The sequence below is a fragment of the Pseudomonas sp. Tun-23181 genome (assembly GCF_057415455.1).
In genome coordinates this window covers 4,795,584-4,811,932 of sequence record NZ_CM171630.1, presented here as the reverse complement: position 1 = coordinate 4,811,932, position 16,349 = coordinate 4,795,584, and the positions used below count along the sequence as shown (strand labels likewise).

15 protein-coding genes are annotated in these 16,349 nt (G+C 65.7%); 6 read left to right on the top strand and 9 right to left on the bottom strand.

The features are described 5' to 3' along the window. Positions 1 to 110: 110 nt before the first annotated feature. Together lptG and lptF are read right to left on the bottom strand one after the other, a co-directional pair. Positions 111 to 1,172: an LPS export ABC transporter permease LptG gene (gene lptG, locus ACDI39_RS22755; RefSeq protein ID WP_225787201.1), complete on the bottom strand. Its 1,062-nt coding sequence runs from the start codon at positions 1,170 to 1,172 to the stop codon at positions 111 to 113. Continuing rightward, on the bottom strand, positions 1,165 to 2,280 hold the full coding sequence (gene lptF / locus ACDI39_RS22750) for an LPS export ABC transporter permease LptF (RefSeq protein WP_253081784.1): 1,116 nt from the start codon (positions 2,278 to 2,280) through the stop codon (positions 1,165 to 1,167). The genes lptG and lptF overlap by 8 nt, the downstream gene beginning before the upstream one ends. Positions 2,281 to 2,569: 289 nt before the next feature. On the opposite strand from lptF, the gene ACDI39_RS22745 reads away from it, so the two are divergent. From ACDI39_RS22745 to rlmF, 5 genes are all read left to right on the top strand, one after another. Next, on the top strand, positions 2,570 to 4,060 hold the full coding sequence (locus ACDI39_RS22745) for a leucyl aminopeptidase (protein ID WP_225787199.1): 1,491 nt from the start codon (positions 2,570 to 2,572) through the stop codon (positions 4,058 to 4,060). A gap of 50 nt (positions 4,061 to 4,110) precedes the next feature. Then, entirely contained in the window at positions 4,111 to 4,539 is a 429-nt protein-coding gene (locus ACDI39_RS22740) for a DNA polymerase III subunit chi (protein WP_253081782.1), read from the top strand. 5 nt (positions 4,540 to 4,544) lie between these two features. Then, complete coding sequence (locus ACDI39_RS22735) at positions 4,545 to 4,913, top strand: DNA polymerase III subunit chi (protein WP_225787458.1); 369 nt, start codon at positions 4,545 to 4,547, stop codon at positions 4,911 to 4,913. Between the two features lie 121 nt (positions 4,914 to 5,034). Then, positions 5,035 to 7,881 carry a valine--tRNA ligase gene (locus ACDI39_RS22730; RefSeq protein ID WP_225787197.1) on the top strand — a complete coding sequence of 949 codons (2,847 nt, stop codon included), beginning with the start codon at positions 5,035 to 5,037 and terminating at the stop codon, positions 7,879 to 7,881. Positions 7,882 to 8,040: 159 nt separating this feature from the next. Continuing rightward, on the top strand, positions 8,041 to 8,997 hold the full coding sequence (rlmF, locus tag ACDI39_RS22725; RefSeq protein WP_225787196.1) for a 23S rRNA (adenine(1618)-N(6))-methyltransferase RlmF: 957 nt from the start codon (positions 8,041 to 8,043) through the stop codon (positions 8,995 to 8,997). Between the two features lie 49 nt (positions 8,998 to 9,046). Here the strand turns inward: rlmF and ACDI39_RS22720 are convergent, their stop codons facing one another. Beyond that, positions 9,047 to 9,328: an HU family DNA-binding protein gene (locus tag ACDI39_RS22720; RefSeq protein ID WP_225787195.1), complete on the bottom strand. Its 282-nt coding sequence runs from the start codon at positions 9,326 to 9,328 to the stop codon at positions 9,047 to 9,049. 396 nt (positions 9,329 to 9,724) lie between these two features. Here ACDI39_RS22720 and yejK point away from each other — a divergent pair, with 396 nt between their 5' ends. After that, entirely contained in the window at positions 9,725 to 10,732 is a 1,008-nt protein-coding gene (gene yejK / locus ACDI39_RS22715; protein ID WP_225787194.1) for a nucleoid-associated protein YejK, read from the top strand. A gap of 71 nt (positions 10,733 to 10,803) precedes the next feature. Here yejK and ACDI39_RS22710 read toward each other — a convergent pair whose 3' ends face one another. From ACDI39_RS22710 to hisD, 6 genes are all read right to left on the bottom strand, one after another. Continuing rightward, complete coding sequence (locus tag ACDI39_RS22710) at positions 10,804 to 11,091, bottom strand: GIY-YIG nuclease family protein (RefSeq protein WP_225787193.1); 288 nt, start codon at positions 11,089 to 11,091, stop codon at positions 10,804 to 10,806. 43 nt (positions 11,092 to 11,134) lie between these two features. Beyond that, complete coding sequence (locus ACDI39_RS22705; RefSeq protein WP_225787192.1) at positions 11,135 to 11,605, bottom strand: nuclear transport factor 2 family protein; 471 nt, start codon at positions 11,603 to 11,605, stop codon at positions 11,135 to 11,137. Positions 11,606 to 11,693: 88 nt separating this feature from the next. Then, positions 11,694 to 12,974: a CynX/NimT family MFS transporter gene (locus tag ACDI39_RS22700; RefSeq protein ID WP_225787191.1), complete on the bottom strand. Its 1,281-nt coding sequence runs from the start codon at positions 12,972 to 12,974 to the stop codon at positions 11,694 to 11,696. A 13-nt stretch (positions 12,975 to 12,987) separates the two neighbouring features. Continuing rightward, the gene (locus ACDI39_RS22695; protein ID WP_253081797.1) at positions 12,988 to 13,635 is read right to left on the bottom strand and encodes a FadR/GntR family transcriptional regulator; all 648 of its coding nucleotides are present in this window, start codon (positions 13,633 to 13,635) and stop codon (positions 12,988 to 12,990) included. Positions 13,636 to 13,930: 295 nt separating this feature from the next. Further along, positions 13,931 to 14,977, bottom strand: a complete 1,047-nt coding sequence (hisC, locus tag ACDI39_RS22690) for a histidinol-phosphate transaminase (protein ID WP_225787189.1) — start codon at positions 14,975 to 14,977, stop codon at positions 13,931 to 13,933. Positions 14,978 to 14,979: 2 nt separating this feature from the next. Then, a complete protein-coding gene (hisD, locus tag ACDI39_RS22685) occupies positions 14,980 to 16,305 on the bottom strand; it encodes a histidinol dehydrogenase (RefSeq protein WP_225787188.1) in 1,326 nt (441 codons plus the stop codon). Between the last annotated feature and the right edge of the window lie 44 nt (positions 16,306 to 16,349).

The following is a 16,349-nucleotide window of genomic DNA, read 5'->3' as shown; positions in this document are numbered from 1 at the left end:
ATACGTCCCCGGTGCCAGCCGCTTGAATGGCATCTGGGGCTGCGAAGCAGCCCCAGGCTTGACTGACCGGCATCGACGCTAGGGTCGACTTTTCTGTGCAGCCCAGGCCATCACCCCGCCCGGCGCAACAACCACACACCGGCCAGCGCGCAGATCCCGGCCGGGATCACCACCGCCAGCAGCGGCGGGAAGCCGAACACCTGGCTCGAAGGCCCAAGCAAGTCCTGGCCGATGCGGAACACGAAGCCCACCAGCACACCGGTGAACACCCGCTGGCCGAGGGTGACCGAGCGCAGTGGGCCGAAGATGAAGGAAATCGCCATCAGCACCAGCGCCGCCGTGACCACCGGCTGCAGCACCTTGGTCCAGAAGGCCAGCCAGTAGCGGGCGTTGTTCAGGCCCTGCTCGGACAGGTAGTGGATGTAGTCCCACAGGCCAGTGATCGACAGGGACTCCGGTGCCAGGATCACGGTATTGAGCAACTGCGGCGTCACCGAGACGTCCCAGCGCTCCTGCGGCGCCTTCACCACCTCGGTGCGGTCGCCGTGGAAGAAGGTGGTGCTGACATCGCTGAGGATCCAGTGGTCTTCCTGGTACTGCGCCCGACGGGCGAAGCTCGAGGTGACGATCCGTCGCTCGTCGTCGAAGCGGTAGCGGGTCACGCCCAGCAGCAGGCCATTGGGCTGCACCGCGTTGATGTGCACGAACTCGTCGCCCTGGCGGTGCCACATGCCGCGCTTGGAACTCTGCGCCTCACCGCCGCCCTGGGCCAGTGAGCGGTCGGCCTGGGCCTTGTTCTCGGTGACCGGGGCCACGTACTCGCCGATCAGCAGGCCGACCAGCATCAGCACCAGCATCGGCTTCATCACCGCCCAGACGATACGCCCGATGGACACCCCGGCGGCGCGCATGATGGTCAGCTCGCTGCTGCTGGCCAGGCTGCCCAGGCCGATCAGGCAACCGATCAGCGCCGCCATTGGCAGCATCTCGTAGAGCCGGCGCGGGGCGGTGAGCAACACGAAGTTGCCGGCATCCAGCACCGTATAGGTATCGCTCAGGTCGCCCATCTCGTCGATGAAGGCGAACAGCGAGGCCAGGCCGAGGATGATGCCCAGCACCGCCAGGATGGCCAGCAGCACGCTCTGGCCGATGTAGCGATCCAGCTTAACCATGGGCCACCTCCGCACGACGGGCGGCGCGCTTGAGGCGCAGCGGCTCCCAGTACATCAGGCCCAGGCCGATCAGCAGGAACAGGCCGTGTACCCACCACATGCCCAGGGCGATCGGCAGCTTGCCCTTCTCCAGGGCGCCGCGTACGGAAATCAGCATCGTCAGGTAGGCCATGTACAGGAGGATCGCCGGCAGCAGCTTGAGGAAGCGGCCCTGGCGCGGATTGACCTTGGCCAGCGGCACCGCCAGCAGGGTCACGATGAAGACCAGCAACGGCAGGGAGAGCCGCCACTGCAGCTCGGCCTGCTCGCGCAGGCCCTGGTGCCCGAACAGTTGCCAGGTCGGGATGGCTTCGCGCTCGGTCACTTCCTCGCTGACCTCGGGCTTGGGTAGCAGCACGCCGTAGGTGTCGTACTTGATCGCCCGGTAGTCGGCCTGGCCGGGGTTGCCGTCGTAGCGGTAGCCGTTCTCCAGGATCAGGTAGCGATTGCCGTCGGCCTGCACTTCCTGGTGGCCCTTCTCGGCAACCAGCACGGAGGGCGCGCGGTCCTTGGTCTTGTCCTGGTTGAAGCGTTTCTCGGAGATGAACACCCCGGCCAGGTTGACGCGGTCGTCCGTCAGCTCCTCGGTGTAGGTCACCCGTGAGCCGTCGCGCAAGGTCTGGAAGCGCCCGGGCACCAGGGTATCGAACTCGGTCAGGGCATCCTGCTGGTTGATGATCTGCTGCACCTGGGCCACGCCCTGGGGCGCCAGGCCCAGGCTCAGCCAGGCCACCAGCAAGGCGACCAGCGCGGCCGGCGCCATGGTCAGGGCGAGCAGGCGCTGCTGGCTCATGCCGGTGGCCGAAAGCACGGTCATCTCGCTTTCCAGGTACAGCCGGCCGTAGGCCAGGAGGATACCGAGGAACAGCCCCAGCGGCAGGATCAGTTGCAGGAAGCCCGGCAGACGGAAGCCCATGATCAGGAACAGCACGCCCGGATCGAGCACGCCCTGGGCCGCCTGGGCCAGGTACTTGATGAAGCGCCCGCTCATGATGATCACCAGCAGCACGGCGCTGACGGCGCTCAAGGTCAGCAGGACCTCGCGGGACAGATAACGAAAGACGATCAAACCAGACACTCCTGGGTTGTCAGGGGCGGAGAGCCAAACAATGGCCTAGGACAGCCAAGGCCCGTGCCAGTTCGCCGACGGCGAAGCAGCATGTGAAGTGCGCGCATTATCCTGTGATTGACCGCGCCTGTCACTTGGCCGCGCATGACGGCGCAGGTCGGGGTTGTCACAAGGGTTGCCGCAGGCTCAAACTGGCAGCTTTTCCACTGGCACGCGAACATGCGGCCAGGCCTGCTTCGAGCGCTCGCCAAAGACAGCGCCAACTGACAGATCATTCGGGGACCCTGACATGGAACTGGTTGTAAAAAGCGTAGCCGCAGCATCCTTGAAAACCGCCACCCTGGTGCTGCCCGTCGGTGAGGGCCGCAAGCTCGGCGACGTGGCCAAGGCCGTCGACCAGGCCAGCGGCGGCGCCATCGCCGCCGTGCTCAAGCGCGGCGACCTGGCCGGCAAGCCCGGCCAGACCCTGCTGCTGCACAGCCTGCCAGGCCTGAAGGCCGAGCGCGTGCTGCTGGTCGGCAGCGGCAAGGAGGCCCTGAATGACCGCAGCTGGCGCAAGCTGGCCAGCAGCGTTGCCGGGGTGCTGAAGAACCTGGGCGGCGGCGACGCCGTGCTGGCCCTGGAGGATGTCGCCGTCGACGGCCGCGATGCCCACTACGGCAAGTACCGCCTGCTGGCCGAGACCCTGCTCGACGGCGAGTACGTGTTCGACCGCTTCAAGAGCCAGAAGGCCGAGCCACGCACCCTGAAGAAGATCACCCTGTTGGCCGCCAAGGCCGGCCAGGCCGAGGTCGAGCGCGCCGTGAAGCACGCCACCGCCATCGCCACCGGCATGGCCTTCACCCGTGACCTGGGCAACCTGCCGCCGAACCTGTGCCACCCGAGCTTCCTCGCCGAACAGGCCAGGGACCTGGGCAAGGGCCACAAGAATCTCAAGGTCGAAGTGCTCGACGAGAAGAAGATCAAGGACCTGGGCATGGGCGCCTTCTATGCCGTGGGCCAGGGCAGCGACCAGCCGCCACGGCTGATCGTGCTCAACTACCAGGGCGGCAAGAAGAGCGAGAAGCCGTTCGTGCTGGTGGGCAAGGGCATCACCTTCGACACCGGCGGCATCAGCCTCAAGCCGGGTGCCGGCATGGACGAGATGAAGTTCGACATGTGTGGCGCCGCCAGCGTGTTCGGCACCCTGCGCGCGGTGCTGGAACTGCAGTTGCCGATCAACCTGGTGTGCCTGCTGGCCTGTGCCGAGAACATGCCCAGCGGCGGCGCCACCCGTCCCGGCGACATCGTCACCACCATGAGCGGCCAGACCGTGGAGATCCTCAACACCGACGCCGAAGGCCGCCTGGTGCTGTGCGACACCCTGACCTACGCCGAGCGCTTCAAGCCGCAGGCGGTGATCGACATCGCCACCCTGACCGGCGCCTGCATCGTCGCCCTGGGCAGCCACACCTCCGGCCTGATGGGCAACGACGACGCACTGGTCGGCCAGTTGCTCGACGCCGGCAAGCGGGCCGATGACCGCGCCTGGCAACTGCCACTGTTCGACGAATACCAGGAGCAGTTGGACAGCCCGTTCGCCGACATCGCCAACATCGGCGGCCCGAAGGCCGGCACCATCACTGCCGGCTGCTTCCTGTCGCGCTTCGCCAAGGCCTACCACTGGGCCCACCTGGACATCGCCGGCACCGCCTGGATCAGCGGTGGCAAGGACAAGGGCGCCTCGGGCCGCCCGGTACCGCTGCTGACCCAGTACCTGCTGGACCGCGCCAACGCCTGATGCCCCCAGGCCGGGCGGCGCCCGCGCGGCGCCGCCCGGCAGAGCGAACCATGAGCAAAGTCGATTTCTACATCCTGCCCACCGACTCGTTGTCGGCACGCCTGGACTTCGCCTGCAAGCTGTGTGAAAAGGCCTGGCGCCTTGGCCACCGGGTCTACCTGCATTGCCAGGACGACGCACAGCGCAGCGAGCTGGACGAACGCCTGTGGCGCTTCAAGGGCGAGGCCTTCGTGCCCCACGACCTGGCCGAGGCCCATGCCGATGCCGTGGTCGCACTGGGCCTCGGTACGGATGCCGGCGCGCACCGTGGCCTGCTGATCAACCTGGGCGGCGACGTGCCGGCCTTCGTCGGCCAGTTCGAGCGGGTCGCCGAGATCGTCGTCGAGGAGCCGACCGTTCGCCAGGCCGCTCGCGAGCGATTCCGTTTCTACCGCGAACAGGGCTATGCTCTGCAAGACCACCGCTTACAGCGACTTTGACGATGATGGACAAGCCTTCCCCCCTGCCCGATTCCGCCCACCTGCTCGACGACCTGGAGTCGATCCGCCAGTTGCTGGGCGATGCCGACCTGCAACCGCCGCTGCTGACCGAGACGGTCGAACAGATCCCCCTGCTGCTCGACGAACCGGCCGGCAATGCACCACCTGCCGCCGAACCGGAGCCGGCCGCAACCGCCGAGGACGATCCGCAGACCCGCCGCCAGGACACCCTGCTGCACCTGGAAGCCGAACTGCGAGCCGCCGCGCAGTTGATCATGCAGGACGTGATCAACGACTTCACTCCGCACATCGAGAACGAGATCAAGCGTCGCCTCGATGCGCGCATGGAGCGGCTGATCAAGCGCTCCGAGTAAGCCCTCCCGGGGCCGCTACGCGCCCACTACAGCTCCCCGCCTCGCAGCTTGTCGCTTGAAGCTTGCAGCTCCGTTATACTTCCCGGCTTTCCCGAATTAATGCCATAGGGTCCCGCCGCGCATGGATAAGACCTACCAGCCGCACGCCATCGAAACTTCCTGGTACACCACCTGGGAGTCGGAGAACTATTTCGCCCCACAAGGTGCAGGCGAGTCCTACACCATCATGATCCCACCGCCGAACGTAACCGGCAGCCTGCACATGGGCCACGGCTTCAACAACGCGATCATGGACGCCCTGATCCGCTTCCGCCGCATGCAGGGCCGCAACACCCTGTGGCAGCCAGGCACCGACCACGCCGGCATCGCCACCCAGATGCTGGTGGAGCGCCAGCTCGAGGCCAAGGGCCAGAACCGTCATGACCTGGGCCGCGAGAAGTTCCTGGAGAAGGTCTGGGAATGGAAGGAACAATCCGGCGGCAACATCAGCCGGCAGATCCGCCGCCTGGGCTCGTCGGTGGATTGGAGCCGCGAGCGCTTCACCATGGACGACGGCCTGTCCGAGGCAGTCAAGGAAGCCTTCGTCCGCCTGTACGAAGACGGCCTGATCTACCGCGGCAAGCGCCTGGTCAACTGGGACACCAAGCTGCACACCGCCATCTCCGACCTCGAAGTGGAAAACCACGACGAGAAGGGCCACCTGTGGAACCTGCGCTACCCGCTGGCCGATGGCGCCACGACCGCCGAAGGCAAGGACCACCTGGTCGTCGCCACCACCCGTCCGGAGACCCTGCTCGGTGACGCCGCCGTCGCCGTCAACCCGAACGACGAGCGCTACCAGGCACTGATCGGCAAGTTCGTCGTGCTGCCGCTGGTCGGCCGACGCATCCCGATCATCGCCGACGACTACTGCGACCCCGAATTCGGCACCGGTTGCGTGAAGATCACCCCGGCCCACGACTTCAACGACTACGAAGTCGGCAAACGCCACGACCTGCCGCTGCTGAACATATTCGACAAGAATGCCCTGGTCCTGGCCAGTGCCCAGGCCTTCAACCTCGATGGCAGCCTCAACGACAGCGTCGACACCTCCCTGCCCGCGCAGTACGCCGGCCTCGACCGTTTCGTCGCGCGCAAGCAGATCGTAGCCGACCTGGATGCCCAAGGCCTGCTGGTCAGCATCGACGACCATGCCCTGAAGGTGCCGAAGGGCGACCGCTCCGGCACCGTCATCGAGCCCTGGCTGACCGACCAGTGGTACGTTTCCACCAAGCCGCTGGCCGAGCCTGCCATCGCGGCGGTGGAGGACGGCCGTATCCAGTTCGTGCCCAAGCAGTACGAGAACATGTACTTCTCCTGGATGCGCGATATCCAGGACTGGTGCATCAGCCGTCAGCTGTGGTGGGGCCACCGCATCCCGGCCTGGTACGACGAGTCCGGCAAGGTCTACGTCGGCCGCGACGAAGCTGAAGTGCGCGCCAAGCATGGCCTGGGCGCCGACGTGGTGCTGCGCCAGGACGACGACGTCCTCGACACCTGGTTCAGCTCGGGCCTGTGGACCTTCTCCACCCTGGGCTGGCCGGAGCAGACCGAGTTCCTCAAGACCTTCCACCCCACAGATGTGCTGGTCACCGGCTTCGACATCATCTTCTTCTGGGTCGCGCGCATGATCATGCTGACCATGCACCTGGTGAAGAACGAGGACGGCACGCCGCAGGTACCGTTCAAGACCGTCTACGTCCACGGCCTGGTGCGCGACGGCCAGGGCCAGAAGATGTCCAAGTCCAAGGGCAATGTCCTCGACCCGCTGGACATCGTCGACGGCATCACCCTCGACGCCCTGCTGGAAAAACGCACCAGCGGCATGATGCAGCCCAAGCTCGCCGAGAAGATCGCCAAGCAGACCAAGGCCGAGTTCCCCGAAGGCATCGCCAGCTACGGCACCGACGCCCTGCGCTTCACCTTCTGCTCGCTGGCCTCCACCGGCCGCGACATCAAGTTCGACATGGGCCGCGTCGAGGGCTACCGCAACTTCTGCAACAAGATCTGGAACGCCGCCCGCTACGTGCTGGACAAGGGCGAGGACTGCGGCCAGAACGGCGAAGCCTACGAGCTGTCGCTGGCAGACCGCTGGATCATCTCGCAGCTGCAGCGCACCGAGGCCGAAGTAACCCGCCAGCTCGAGCAGTTCCGCTTCGACCTGGCCAGCCAGGCCCTGTACGAGTTCATCTGGAACCAGTACTGCGACTGGTACCTGGAGCTGTCCAAGCCGGTACTGTGGGACGAGAACGCCCCCATCGAGCGTGCCCGCGGTACCCGTCGCACCCTGGTGCGCGTGCTGGAAGTGGCCCTGCGCCTGGCGCATCCGTTCATGCCGTTCATCACCGAGGAAATCTGGCAGCGCATCGCGCCGCTGGCCGGCATCCAGGGCAAGACCCTCATGCTGCAGCCGTGGCCGGTGGCCAACGAGAGCCGTATCGACAGCGCCGCCGAAGGTGACATCGAGTGGCTCAAGGAGCTGATGGTGGGCCTGCGCAACATCCGCGCCGAGATGAACATCGGCCCGGGCAAGCCGCTGCCGCTGTTCCTCAAGAGCGCCAACGCCGACGACCAGCGCCGCCTGCAGGAGAACGAGGCGCTGCTCAAGAAGCTGGCCAAGGTCGAATCCTTCACCGTGCTCGGCGAACAGGACGAAGCGCCGCTGTCGGCCACCGCGCTGGTGGGTGACCTGCAGGTACTGGTACCGATGGCCGGCCTGATCGACAAGGATGCCGAGCTGGCGCGCCTGAACAAGGAAATCCAGCGCCTGCAAGGCGAGGTCCAGCGCGTGGGCGGCAAGCTGTCCAACGCCGCTTTCGTCGACAAGGCACCGCCTGCGGTGATCGAGAAAGAGCGCGCCAAGCTGGCCGAGGCCGAGCAGGCCCTGGCCAACTTCACCGAGCAGCATGCGCGGATTGCGGCGCTCTAATCACTAGAGACCGTCAGGGCCGCTGCGCGGCCCTTTCGCGACACAAGGCCGCGCCCACAGGACGGCGCCCGACTTCAAGGCGCCACTCTCCTGTAGGCGCGGCCTTGTGTCGCGAAAGGGCTGCACAGCAGCCCCTGGCCTGCGACACCGGACCCGACCATGACCGTAAAACCCACCCTGCACCCGCGCAACCGCCATCAGGGCCGCTACGACTTCCCCAGCCTGATCAAGGCGCACCCGCAACTGGCCAACTTCACCATCACCAACCCCTACGGCAAGCCGAGCATCGACTTCGCCAACCCGCAGGCGGTGCGTGTGTTCAACCGCGCCCTGCTCAAGGCCCAGTACGGTATCCAGCACTGGGACATCCCGGCCGACTACCTGTGCCCGCCAATCCCGGGCCGAGCCGACTACATCCACGTGCTGGCCGACCTGCTGGCCGAGGACAGCGGCGGTGAGATCCCCCGTGGTGCCCAGGTACGCGCCCTGGACATCGGTGTCGGCGCCAACTGCATCTACCCCCTGCTCGGCCACAGCGACTACCGCTGGCGCTTCCTAGGCTCGGACATCGACCCGGTGGCCCTGGCCTCGGCCAGGACGATCGTCCTGGCCAACGGCCTGGGCAAGGCCATCACCCTGCGCCAGCAAGCCAACCGCAACCACATCCTCACCGGCCTGCTGCAGGGCGACGAGCGTTTCGACCTGACCCTGTGCAACCCGCCCTTCCACGCCTCCCGCGAGGAGGCCACCCGCGGCAGCCAGCGCAAATGGAAGAACCTTGGCAAGCTCGACCCCAGGCGCAAGCTGCCCGTGCTGAATTTCGGCGGACAGAACAACGAGCTGTGGTGCGAGGGCGGCGAGATCCGCTTCGTCACCCAATTGGTGGGCGAAAGCGCGCAGTACGGGGAGCAGGTGCTGTGGTTCACCAGCCTGGTGTCCAAGGCCAGCAACCTGCCTGGCATCGAGGCAGCACTGAAGAAGGCGGGGGTTAAGGCACAGCGTATCGTCGCGATGGGCCAGGGCCAGAAGCAGAGCCGCATGGTCGCCTGGAGCTTCCTGGACGACAGCGCGCGCCAGGCCTGGCACGCTCGCCGTGAAAGCAAACCGCAGGTATGAAAAACCGCGCCCGGGCAAGCCGGGCGCGGTTTCAGTACGGCATCGACAATTACTTGTTGACGGCGTCGGTCAGGACCTTGGCTGGTACGAACTTGACGACTTTCTTGGCAGCGATTTCGATGGCGGCACCAGTCGAAGGGTTGCGGCCAGTACGGGCAGGACGCTCGGCGACTTTCAGCTTGCCGATACCTGGGAGAGTGATCTCAGCGCCGTTTTCCAGTTGGTCGGCAACGATCTGGCCCAGTTGCTCCAGCGCGTTCTTGGCGGTGGCCTTCGGGGCGCTGATCGATTCGGCGATGTCGGCAATCAGTTGGTCTTTGGTCAATGCCATGGTGGTGTTCCTTCCCTATCAAATTCAGTGGTTATGCAGCGTGCTACATCGGTTATCGGGCCAGCCCTGAAAAGGTCCGGCGGGCCGCGCCAATCGCGTATGTAGATACGAAAATCGGCGTTTGGTTCGACACGACGCGAGCGATCTGCCAGCAATGCGCCACCCAAGGGGCGCAAGACCGCGCAAAACTACCACAGGAATGGATAAATATCCGCTACCGGCTTCGATTTTATGCAGGTTTTTCGGGGGTTTTGTCGTAAAACGCAAAAAATTGAACAAAAAAACAACAACAGGCATTTACGCCAACATCCGGCCACTGCATCGCCCCCGCCCCTGGGGTAAACTGGCCGACTTTGCAGCGCGGCCTCGCACCGCCCCACACCATTCGAGAATCCCATGCCAATCCGTCATTGCATCGTTCACCTGATCGACAAGAAGCCCGATGGCAGCCCCGCCGTGCTCCATGCGCGGGACAGCGAACTGACTGCATCGGACGCCATCGAGAACCTGCTGGCTGACCTCAACGACAGCTACAACGCCAAGCAGGGCAAAGCCTGGGGCTTCTTCCACGGCGAATCCGGGGCCTACCCGTTCAGCGGCTGGCTCAAGCAGTACCTGGACGAGGAGAAGGACTTCACCGCCTTCAGCCGTGTCGCCGTCGAGCACCTGCAAAAGCTGATGGAAGAATCCAACCTGTCCGTCGGTGGCCATGTGCTGTTCGCCCAGTACCAGCAAGGCATGACCGACTACCTGGCGATCGCCCTGCTGCACCACAGCGAGGGCGTGGCGGTGAACGCCGAGCTGGATGTCACCCCGTCGCGCCACCTCGACCTGGGCCAACTGCACCTGGCGGCGCGGATCAACCTGTCGGAGTGGAAGAACAACCAGAACTCGAAGCAGTACATCTCGTTCATCAAGGGCAAGAACGGCAAGAAGGTCTCGGACTATTTCCGCGACTTCATCGGCTGCCAGGAAGGGGTCGATGGCCCCGGCGAGACCCGTACCCTGCTCAAGGCCTTCAGCGACTTCGTCGAGAGCGAGGACCTGCCCGAGGAGGCCGCCCGCGAGAAGACCCAGACCCTGGTCGAATATGCCACCACCCAGACCAAGCTGGGCGAGCCGGTGACCCTGGAGGAGCTGTCCAGCCTGATCGACGAGGACCGCCCCAAGGCCTTCTACGACCATATCCGCAACAAGGACTACGGCCTGTCGCCGGAGATCCCGGCCGACAAGCGCACCCTCAACCAGTTCCGCCGCTTCACCGGGCGCGCCGAAGGCCTGTCGATCAGCTTCGAGGCGCACCTGCTCGGTGACAAGGTGGAGTATGACGAAGAAGCCGGCACCCTGATCATCAAGGGTCTGCCGACCCAACTGGTCGACCAGCTCAAGCGCCGCAAGGAGTGAAACCGCTGGGCTGCCTCGCAGCCCATCGCCGGGACTGCGCCGTTCTTGAGCGAATGGGTCGCACAAGCGCCCTAGGAGCCGTGGGTCACGCCACCATAGGCCGCCACCAACGCTTCCTTGGCCGACTTGCGCAGCTTCTTGACCAAACGCTCCTGGCGCAGCGCCTCGGCCTTGTCCGGCCACTGCTCGACATAGACCAGCGCCTGGGCCGGGCTGGTCTTGAAGTAACGTGCCCCCTGCCCTTTCTGATGCTGGAGGAAACGTCGCTGCGGATCGTCGCTGATACCGCAGTACAAGGATCCGTTGGCGGCGCGGACCAGGTATACGTACCAGGGTTTGGGAAGGGATGTCTCGCTCACGGCTCGATTCAGGACAGCTGGGAAAGGCCGCCAGCTTAACCGCTCAACGCCCTTGCTGGAACGCCCGCAGCCCCTTGAATGCCTGCTGGCGTATCTTGTTCTGCAACATAGGCGACCACCCCAGCAGAAGCCCGGGCAGGCCCAGGGCCTGACGCGACCAAGCCCACAGGTCGAAGCTGTCATCGTGCTGACGAATCAGCCCATTGCGGATCACGAAACGCGCCTGGATGTCGTTGACCACGGTGCGCCCGGTCTGGCTGAACAGGTAGGTCGCCACCCAGTGCGCGCAGCCGCTGTCCTGGTTGGCATGGACGTGGTCGAAGGTCAGGGAGAAATCCCTGGCGCGGGTTGTGAGCAACCGCCACATATCGCCGACGTCACTGCCGCGCAAGGTGCCGAAGACCGGGTCGGTGAAGACGATGTCATCGCTGTAGCAGGCCACCATGGCCTCGGCGTCCAGGCGCTGGAAAGCCTGGTAGAAGCGGCAGATCAGGGCGTGGTTGGCGTCGCTCATGGGGCTGCTCCGTCCTGCAGGGCGAAACCTGAACGATAATCCGCCGCGGGCGATGTCGCCATGGCCATTCGCGCCATTTGTGCAGGCCTCAAACCCGTTCGCTCTCCACCTGCACATGCAGCGCCCGCCCGGCACCAAGGCCGAACACGATGGCGCCCACGCCCAGCACCGCGAAGATCCAGCCCACCGCAGCCCAGCCACCGGTCAGGTCATGCACCAGCCCCACGGCGAAAGGCCCCATGGAGGCCAGGGTGTAGCCCACGCCCTGGGCCATGCTCGAGAGGTTGGCGGCCACATGAGCATCCTTGGAACGCAACACGATCAGGGTCAGGGCCAGGGCGAAGGTACCGCCCTGCCCCAGGCCCAGCAGGACCGCCCAGCCCCACAGGCCGGAAAGCGGCGCATACAGGCAGCCGAACAACCCGGCCAGGGTGACCAGCATGACGATCACGATGGCCAGGCGCTGGTCCTTGCCACGGGTCGCCAGCCAGGGCGCACTGAGCGAACTGACCAGTTGCACGATCACCGAGCCGGACAGCACCAGGCCTGCCTCGGTCGGGCTCAGGCCGCGGCCAATGAGGATCGATGGCAGCCAGCCGAAGACGATGTAGGCCAGCGAAGATTGCAGGCCCATGTACAACGTCACCTGCCAGGCCAGCGGGTCGCGCCACAGACCGCGCACCCGGTAGGCCACCTTGTGCAGGCCATGCCCCTGGCGCGCCTGGGGCAACCACACGAGCATCGCCAGCAATGCCGGCACCAGCCAGAAACCCAGGCCCATCGCCCAGCTGTCGTCGAAGCGCTGGGCCAGCGGTACGGTCGCGCCGGCGGCCATCGCGGCACCGAGGCACAGGGCCATGGTGTAGACGCCAGTGAGGGTCCCCGCATGCTGTGGGAAGTCGCGCTTGACGATGCCTGGCAGCAAGACGCCGATGATGCCGATGCTGGCCCCCGCCATCAGGCTGCCGATGAACACCCCAGCCGTCCCCAGGGCACTGCGCACCAGGATGCCCAGGGCCAGGGTCAGGAGAATGCCGAGGATCACCCGCTCGCTGCCGAAACGTCGCGCCAGGACCGGCGCCAATGGCGCGAACAGCCCCAGGCAGAGCACCGGCAAGGTGGTCAGCAAGCCGGCCTGGGAAGCATTCAGCCCCAGCCCCTCGCTGACCTGGCCCAGCACCGGCGCCATGCTCGACAGCGCCGGACGCAGGTTCAGCGCCACCAGTACCAGGCCCAGCAGCAACAACCAGGGCCGCTGCAGGAGCACCGGTTGCTGCTGGACCTGCTCGTCGTCGGCTTCGGCATCGATGAGCAGTTCATCGAGCTCCGCCTCGCGGGGGGCGGTGTGGCGGGTCAATTGTTCAGCCATGGGAGTCTCGCTTTCAGGATTCGATGAGGGTGCGGCTCAGGCGCTTGGCCCGCTCCGCGTCGCGCTGCTCGATGGCGTCGAGAATCTGCCCATGCAGGTCGAAAACCTTCTGGCAACGGGGGGCAGTGCTCATGTTGAGCTGCAGCGCCGCCGCCACCACGCCGGAGAAATAGCGGTACAGCTCGCTCAGGGCGGGGTTGTGGGCGGCGTCCACCAGGCGCTGGTGGAAGACCAGGTCACAGGTGACGTAGGCCTCGACATCACCATGGAAATGCGCCGCGCTATCGGCAAGCGCCTCGCGCAGGCGGGCCAGGTCGTCCTCGGTGCGACGCAGGGCGGCCAGCCCGATCGCCTCGGCTTCGAGGATGTGGCGGGTTTCGCGGGCCTGCTCGGGGGTGCAGCGGGACATGGCCTGGACCGCCTGGAGCGGGTCCTGGGCGGTACGCAGGTAGCTGCCGTCGCCCTGGCGGATTTCCACCAGGCCACTGAAGGCCAGCACCCGCATGGCCTCACGCACGGTGTTGCGGCTGATGCCCAGCTCCAGGGCCAGTTCGGGCTCGGTCGGCAGGCGCTGGCCGATGGCCCAGGTGCCGCTGGTGATGCGGTTGCGCAGTTGGTCTACGGCTTGCTCGACCAGGGAGCGTTTGATTAACAGAGTCATGGGGACATCCAGTCATCGGATGATTTTTTCGAAGAGGTGAACGATAACGCTGGAGTGCCGCGGGGACAAGGTTGGTTTCTCACAGCAGCTAAACGATATAGGGGCCGCTTCGCGCCCCATCGCCGGCAAGCCGGCTCCCACAGAGTTGGCTGTATGACACATGATGTGCGAACAGTACTGACCCTGTGGGAGCCGGCTTGCCGGCGATGGGCTGCAAAGCAGCCCCAATAGCCTTGCGATCAGCACCACTCCCCATAAGAGCGGGCTTGACCGCGAAGAGGCCGCTACGGCCGAGTCAGTTCAGCGCATCGAGCAGCGCCTGGTTCTGCTCCGGCGTACCGATGGTGATCCGCAGGAACTGGGCGATACGCGCCTGCTTGAAGTGCCGCACGATCACCCCCTGCTCACGCAAGCGTGCCGCCAGCCCAGCGGCATCCTGCTGCGGATGGCGGGCGAAGATGAAGTTGGCCGCCGACGGCAGCACTTGGAAACCTCGCGCAACCAGTTGCTCGACCAGCGCCTCGCGGCTGTCGATCACCTGGCGGCAGGTCTGTTCGAAGTACGCCCGGTCCTCGAACGCCGCCGCCGCGCCGACGATCGCCATGCGGTCCAGCGGGTAGGAGTTGAAGCTGTTCTTGATCCGCTCCAGCGCCTCGATCAACGCCGGGTGACCGACGGCCAGGCCAACCCGCAGCCCCGCCAGGGAGCGCGACTTGGACAGGGTCTGGGTCACCAGCAGGTTGTCGTAGCGGTCCACCAGGCTGATGGCGGTCTGGCCGCCAAAGTCGATGTAGGCCTCGTCCACCACCACCACCGAGTCGCGGTTGGCTTCGAGCAAGCGCTCGATCGCCTCCAGCGGCAGCAGACAGCCGGTGGGGGCGTTGGGGTTGGGGAAGATGATCCCGGCGTTGGGCTTGCGGTAGTCCTCGATCCGGATCTGGAACTGCTCATCCAGCGCCACCTGCTCGAACGGAATGCCGTACAGGCCACAGTAGACCGGGTAGAAGCTGTAGCTGATGTCCGGGAACAGCAGCGGCGCATCGTGTTGGAACAGGCCGTGGAAGATGTGCGCCAGCACTTCGTCCGAACCATTGCCGACGAACACCTGCTGTGGCGTGACGCCATAGTAGTCGGCGACCGCCTGCTTGAGGCGGTCGCCGTTCGGGTCCGGGTACAGGCGCAGGTTATCGTTCAACTCGTCGCGCATGGCCTCCAGCGCCTTGGGCGACGGGCCATAGGGGTTCTCGTTGGTATTGAGCTTGACCAGGCGGGTCAGCTTCGGCTGCTCGCCCGGCACGTAGGGCACCAGATCCTTGACGAAGGGGCTCCAGAATCGGCTCATGTTCAGTTCCCCTCGTTCTCGGTGAGGATGCGGTATTCGGCGCTGCGGGCGTGGGCGGTCAGCGATTCGCCACGGGCCAGGACCGAAGCGGTGTGGCCCAGCTCGGACGCGCCCTGCTCGGAGCAGAAGATGATCGACGAACGCTTCTGGAAGTCGTATACCCCCAGCGGCGAAGAAAAGCGCGCGGTGCCGGAAGTCGGCAAGACGTGGTTGGGGCCTGCGCAGTAGTCACCCAGCGCTTCGCTGGTGTGGCGGCCCATGAAGATCGCGCCGGCGTGGCGGATGTGCGGCAGCCAGGCCTGCGGATCGGCCACCGACAGCTCCAGGTGCTCGGGCGCGATGCGGTTGGCCACGTCCATGGCCTGCTGCATGTCGCGCACCTGGATCAGCGCACCACGGCCATTGATCGACTTCTCGATGATCTCGGCACGCTCCATGGTCGGCAGCAGCTTGTCAATGCTGGCGGCGACGCGATCGAGGAAGGCGACATCCGGGCTGACCAGGATGGCCTGGGCATCTTCGTCGTGCTCGGCCTGGGAGAACAGGTCCATGGCGATCCAGTCCGGATCGGTCTGGCCGTCGCACACCACGAGGATTTCCGACGGACCGGCGATCATGTCGATGCCGACCTGACCGAACACGTGGCGCTTGGCGGTGGCCACGTAGATGTTGCCCGGGCCGACGATCTTGTCCACCTGGGGCACGCTTTCGGTGCCGTAGGCCAGGGCCGCGACGGCCTGGGCACCACCGACGGTGAACACCCGGTCGACACCGGCGATGCAGGCGGCGGCCAGCACCAGTTCATTGACCTCGCCGCGCGGGGTCGGCACCACCATCACCACCTCGGACACCCCGGCGACCTTGGCCGGGATGGCGTTCATCAGCACCGACGAGGGGTACGACGCCTTGCCGCCGGGCACGTACAGGCCGGCGCGGTCCAGCGGGGTGACCTTCTGGCCGAGTACGGTGCCGTCGGCTTCGGTGTACTGCCAGGAGTCCTGCTTCTGCCGCTCGTGGTACATGCGCACACGGCTGGCGGCCTTCTCCAGGGCTTCGCGCTGGGCCGGGGTGATGCGGGTCAGGGCCAGTTCCAGGCGCTCGCGGCCCAGGATCAGGTCATCGATGCTTTTGGCGTCGACGCCGTCGAAACGCTGGGTGAACGCCACCAGGGCTTCGTCGCCACGCTCGCGCACGGCCTTGATGATGTCGAGCACGCGCTGGTTGACCGCGTCATCGGACACACTTTCCCAGCTCAGCAGATGATCCAGATGTCGGGCGAAATCCGGATCAGCAGCGTTGAGACGGGCAATTGCAGTGGACACGGTCATGGCGAGGGCCTCGATGATTAGCGAATGCTCAGGCGCCCTAGGCT

What these genes read in the sequence shown, in the direction of transcription:
- ACDI39_RS22735 (WP_225787458.1), top strand. Translation starts at nt 4,545, where the DNA reads ATGGACAAGCCTTCCCCCCTGCCCGATTCCGCCCACCTGCTCGACGAC.
- ACDI39_RS22700 (WP_225787191.1), bottom strand. Translation starts at nt 12,974, where the DNA reads ATGGCTGAACAATTGACCCGCCACACCGCCCCCCGCGAGGCGGAGCTC.
- yejK (WP_225787194.1), top strand. Translation starts at nt 9,725, where the DNA reads ATGCCAATCCGTCATTGCATCGTTCACCTGATCGACAAGAAGCCCGAT.
- ACDI39_RS22740 (WP_253081782.1), top strand. Translation starts at nt 4,111, where the DNA reads ATGAGCAAAGTCGATTTCTACATCCTGCCCACCGACTCGTTGTCGGCA.
- hisC (WP_225787189.1), bottom strand. Translation starts at nt 14,977, where the DNA reads ATGAGCCGATTCTGGAGCCCCTTCGTCAAGGATCTGGTGCCCTACGTG.
- ACDI39_RS22730 (WP_225787197.1), top strand. Translation starts at nt 5,035, where the DNA reads ATGGATAAGACCTACCAGCCGCACGCCATCGAAACTTCCTGGTACACC.
- ACDI39_RS22695 (WP_253081797.1), bottom strand. Translation starts at nt 13,635, where the DNA reads ATGACTCTGTTAATCAAACGCTCCCTGGTCGAGCAAGCCGTAGACCAA.
- lptG (WP_225787201.1), bottom strand. Translation starts at nt 1,172, where the DNA reads ATGGTTAAGCTGGATCGCTACATCGGCCAGAGCGTGCTGCTGGCCATC.
- hisD (WP_225787188.1), bottom strand. Translation starts at nt 16,305, where the DNA reads ATGACCGTGTCCACTGCAATTGCCCGTCTCAACGCTGCTGATCCGGAT.
- ACDI39_RS22705 (WP_225787192.1), bottom strand. Translation starts at nt 11,605, where the DNA reads ATGAGCGACGCCAACCACGCCCTGATCTGCCGCTTCTACCAGGCTTTC.
- ACDI39_RS22720 (WP_225787195.1), bottom strand. Translation starts at nt 9,328, where the DNA reads ATGGCATTGACCAAAGACCAACTGATTGCCGACATCGCCGAATCGATC.
- rlmF (WP_225787196.1), top strand. Translation starts at nt 8,041, where the DNA reads ATGACCGTAAAACCCACCCTGCACCCGCGCAACCGCCATCAGGGCCGC.
- ACDI39_RS22745 (WP_225787199.1), top strand. Translation starts at nt 2,570, where the DNA reads ATGGAACTGGTTGTAAAAAGCGTAGCCGCAGCATCCTTGAAAACCGCC.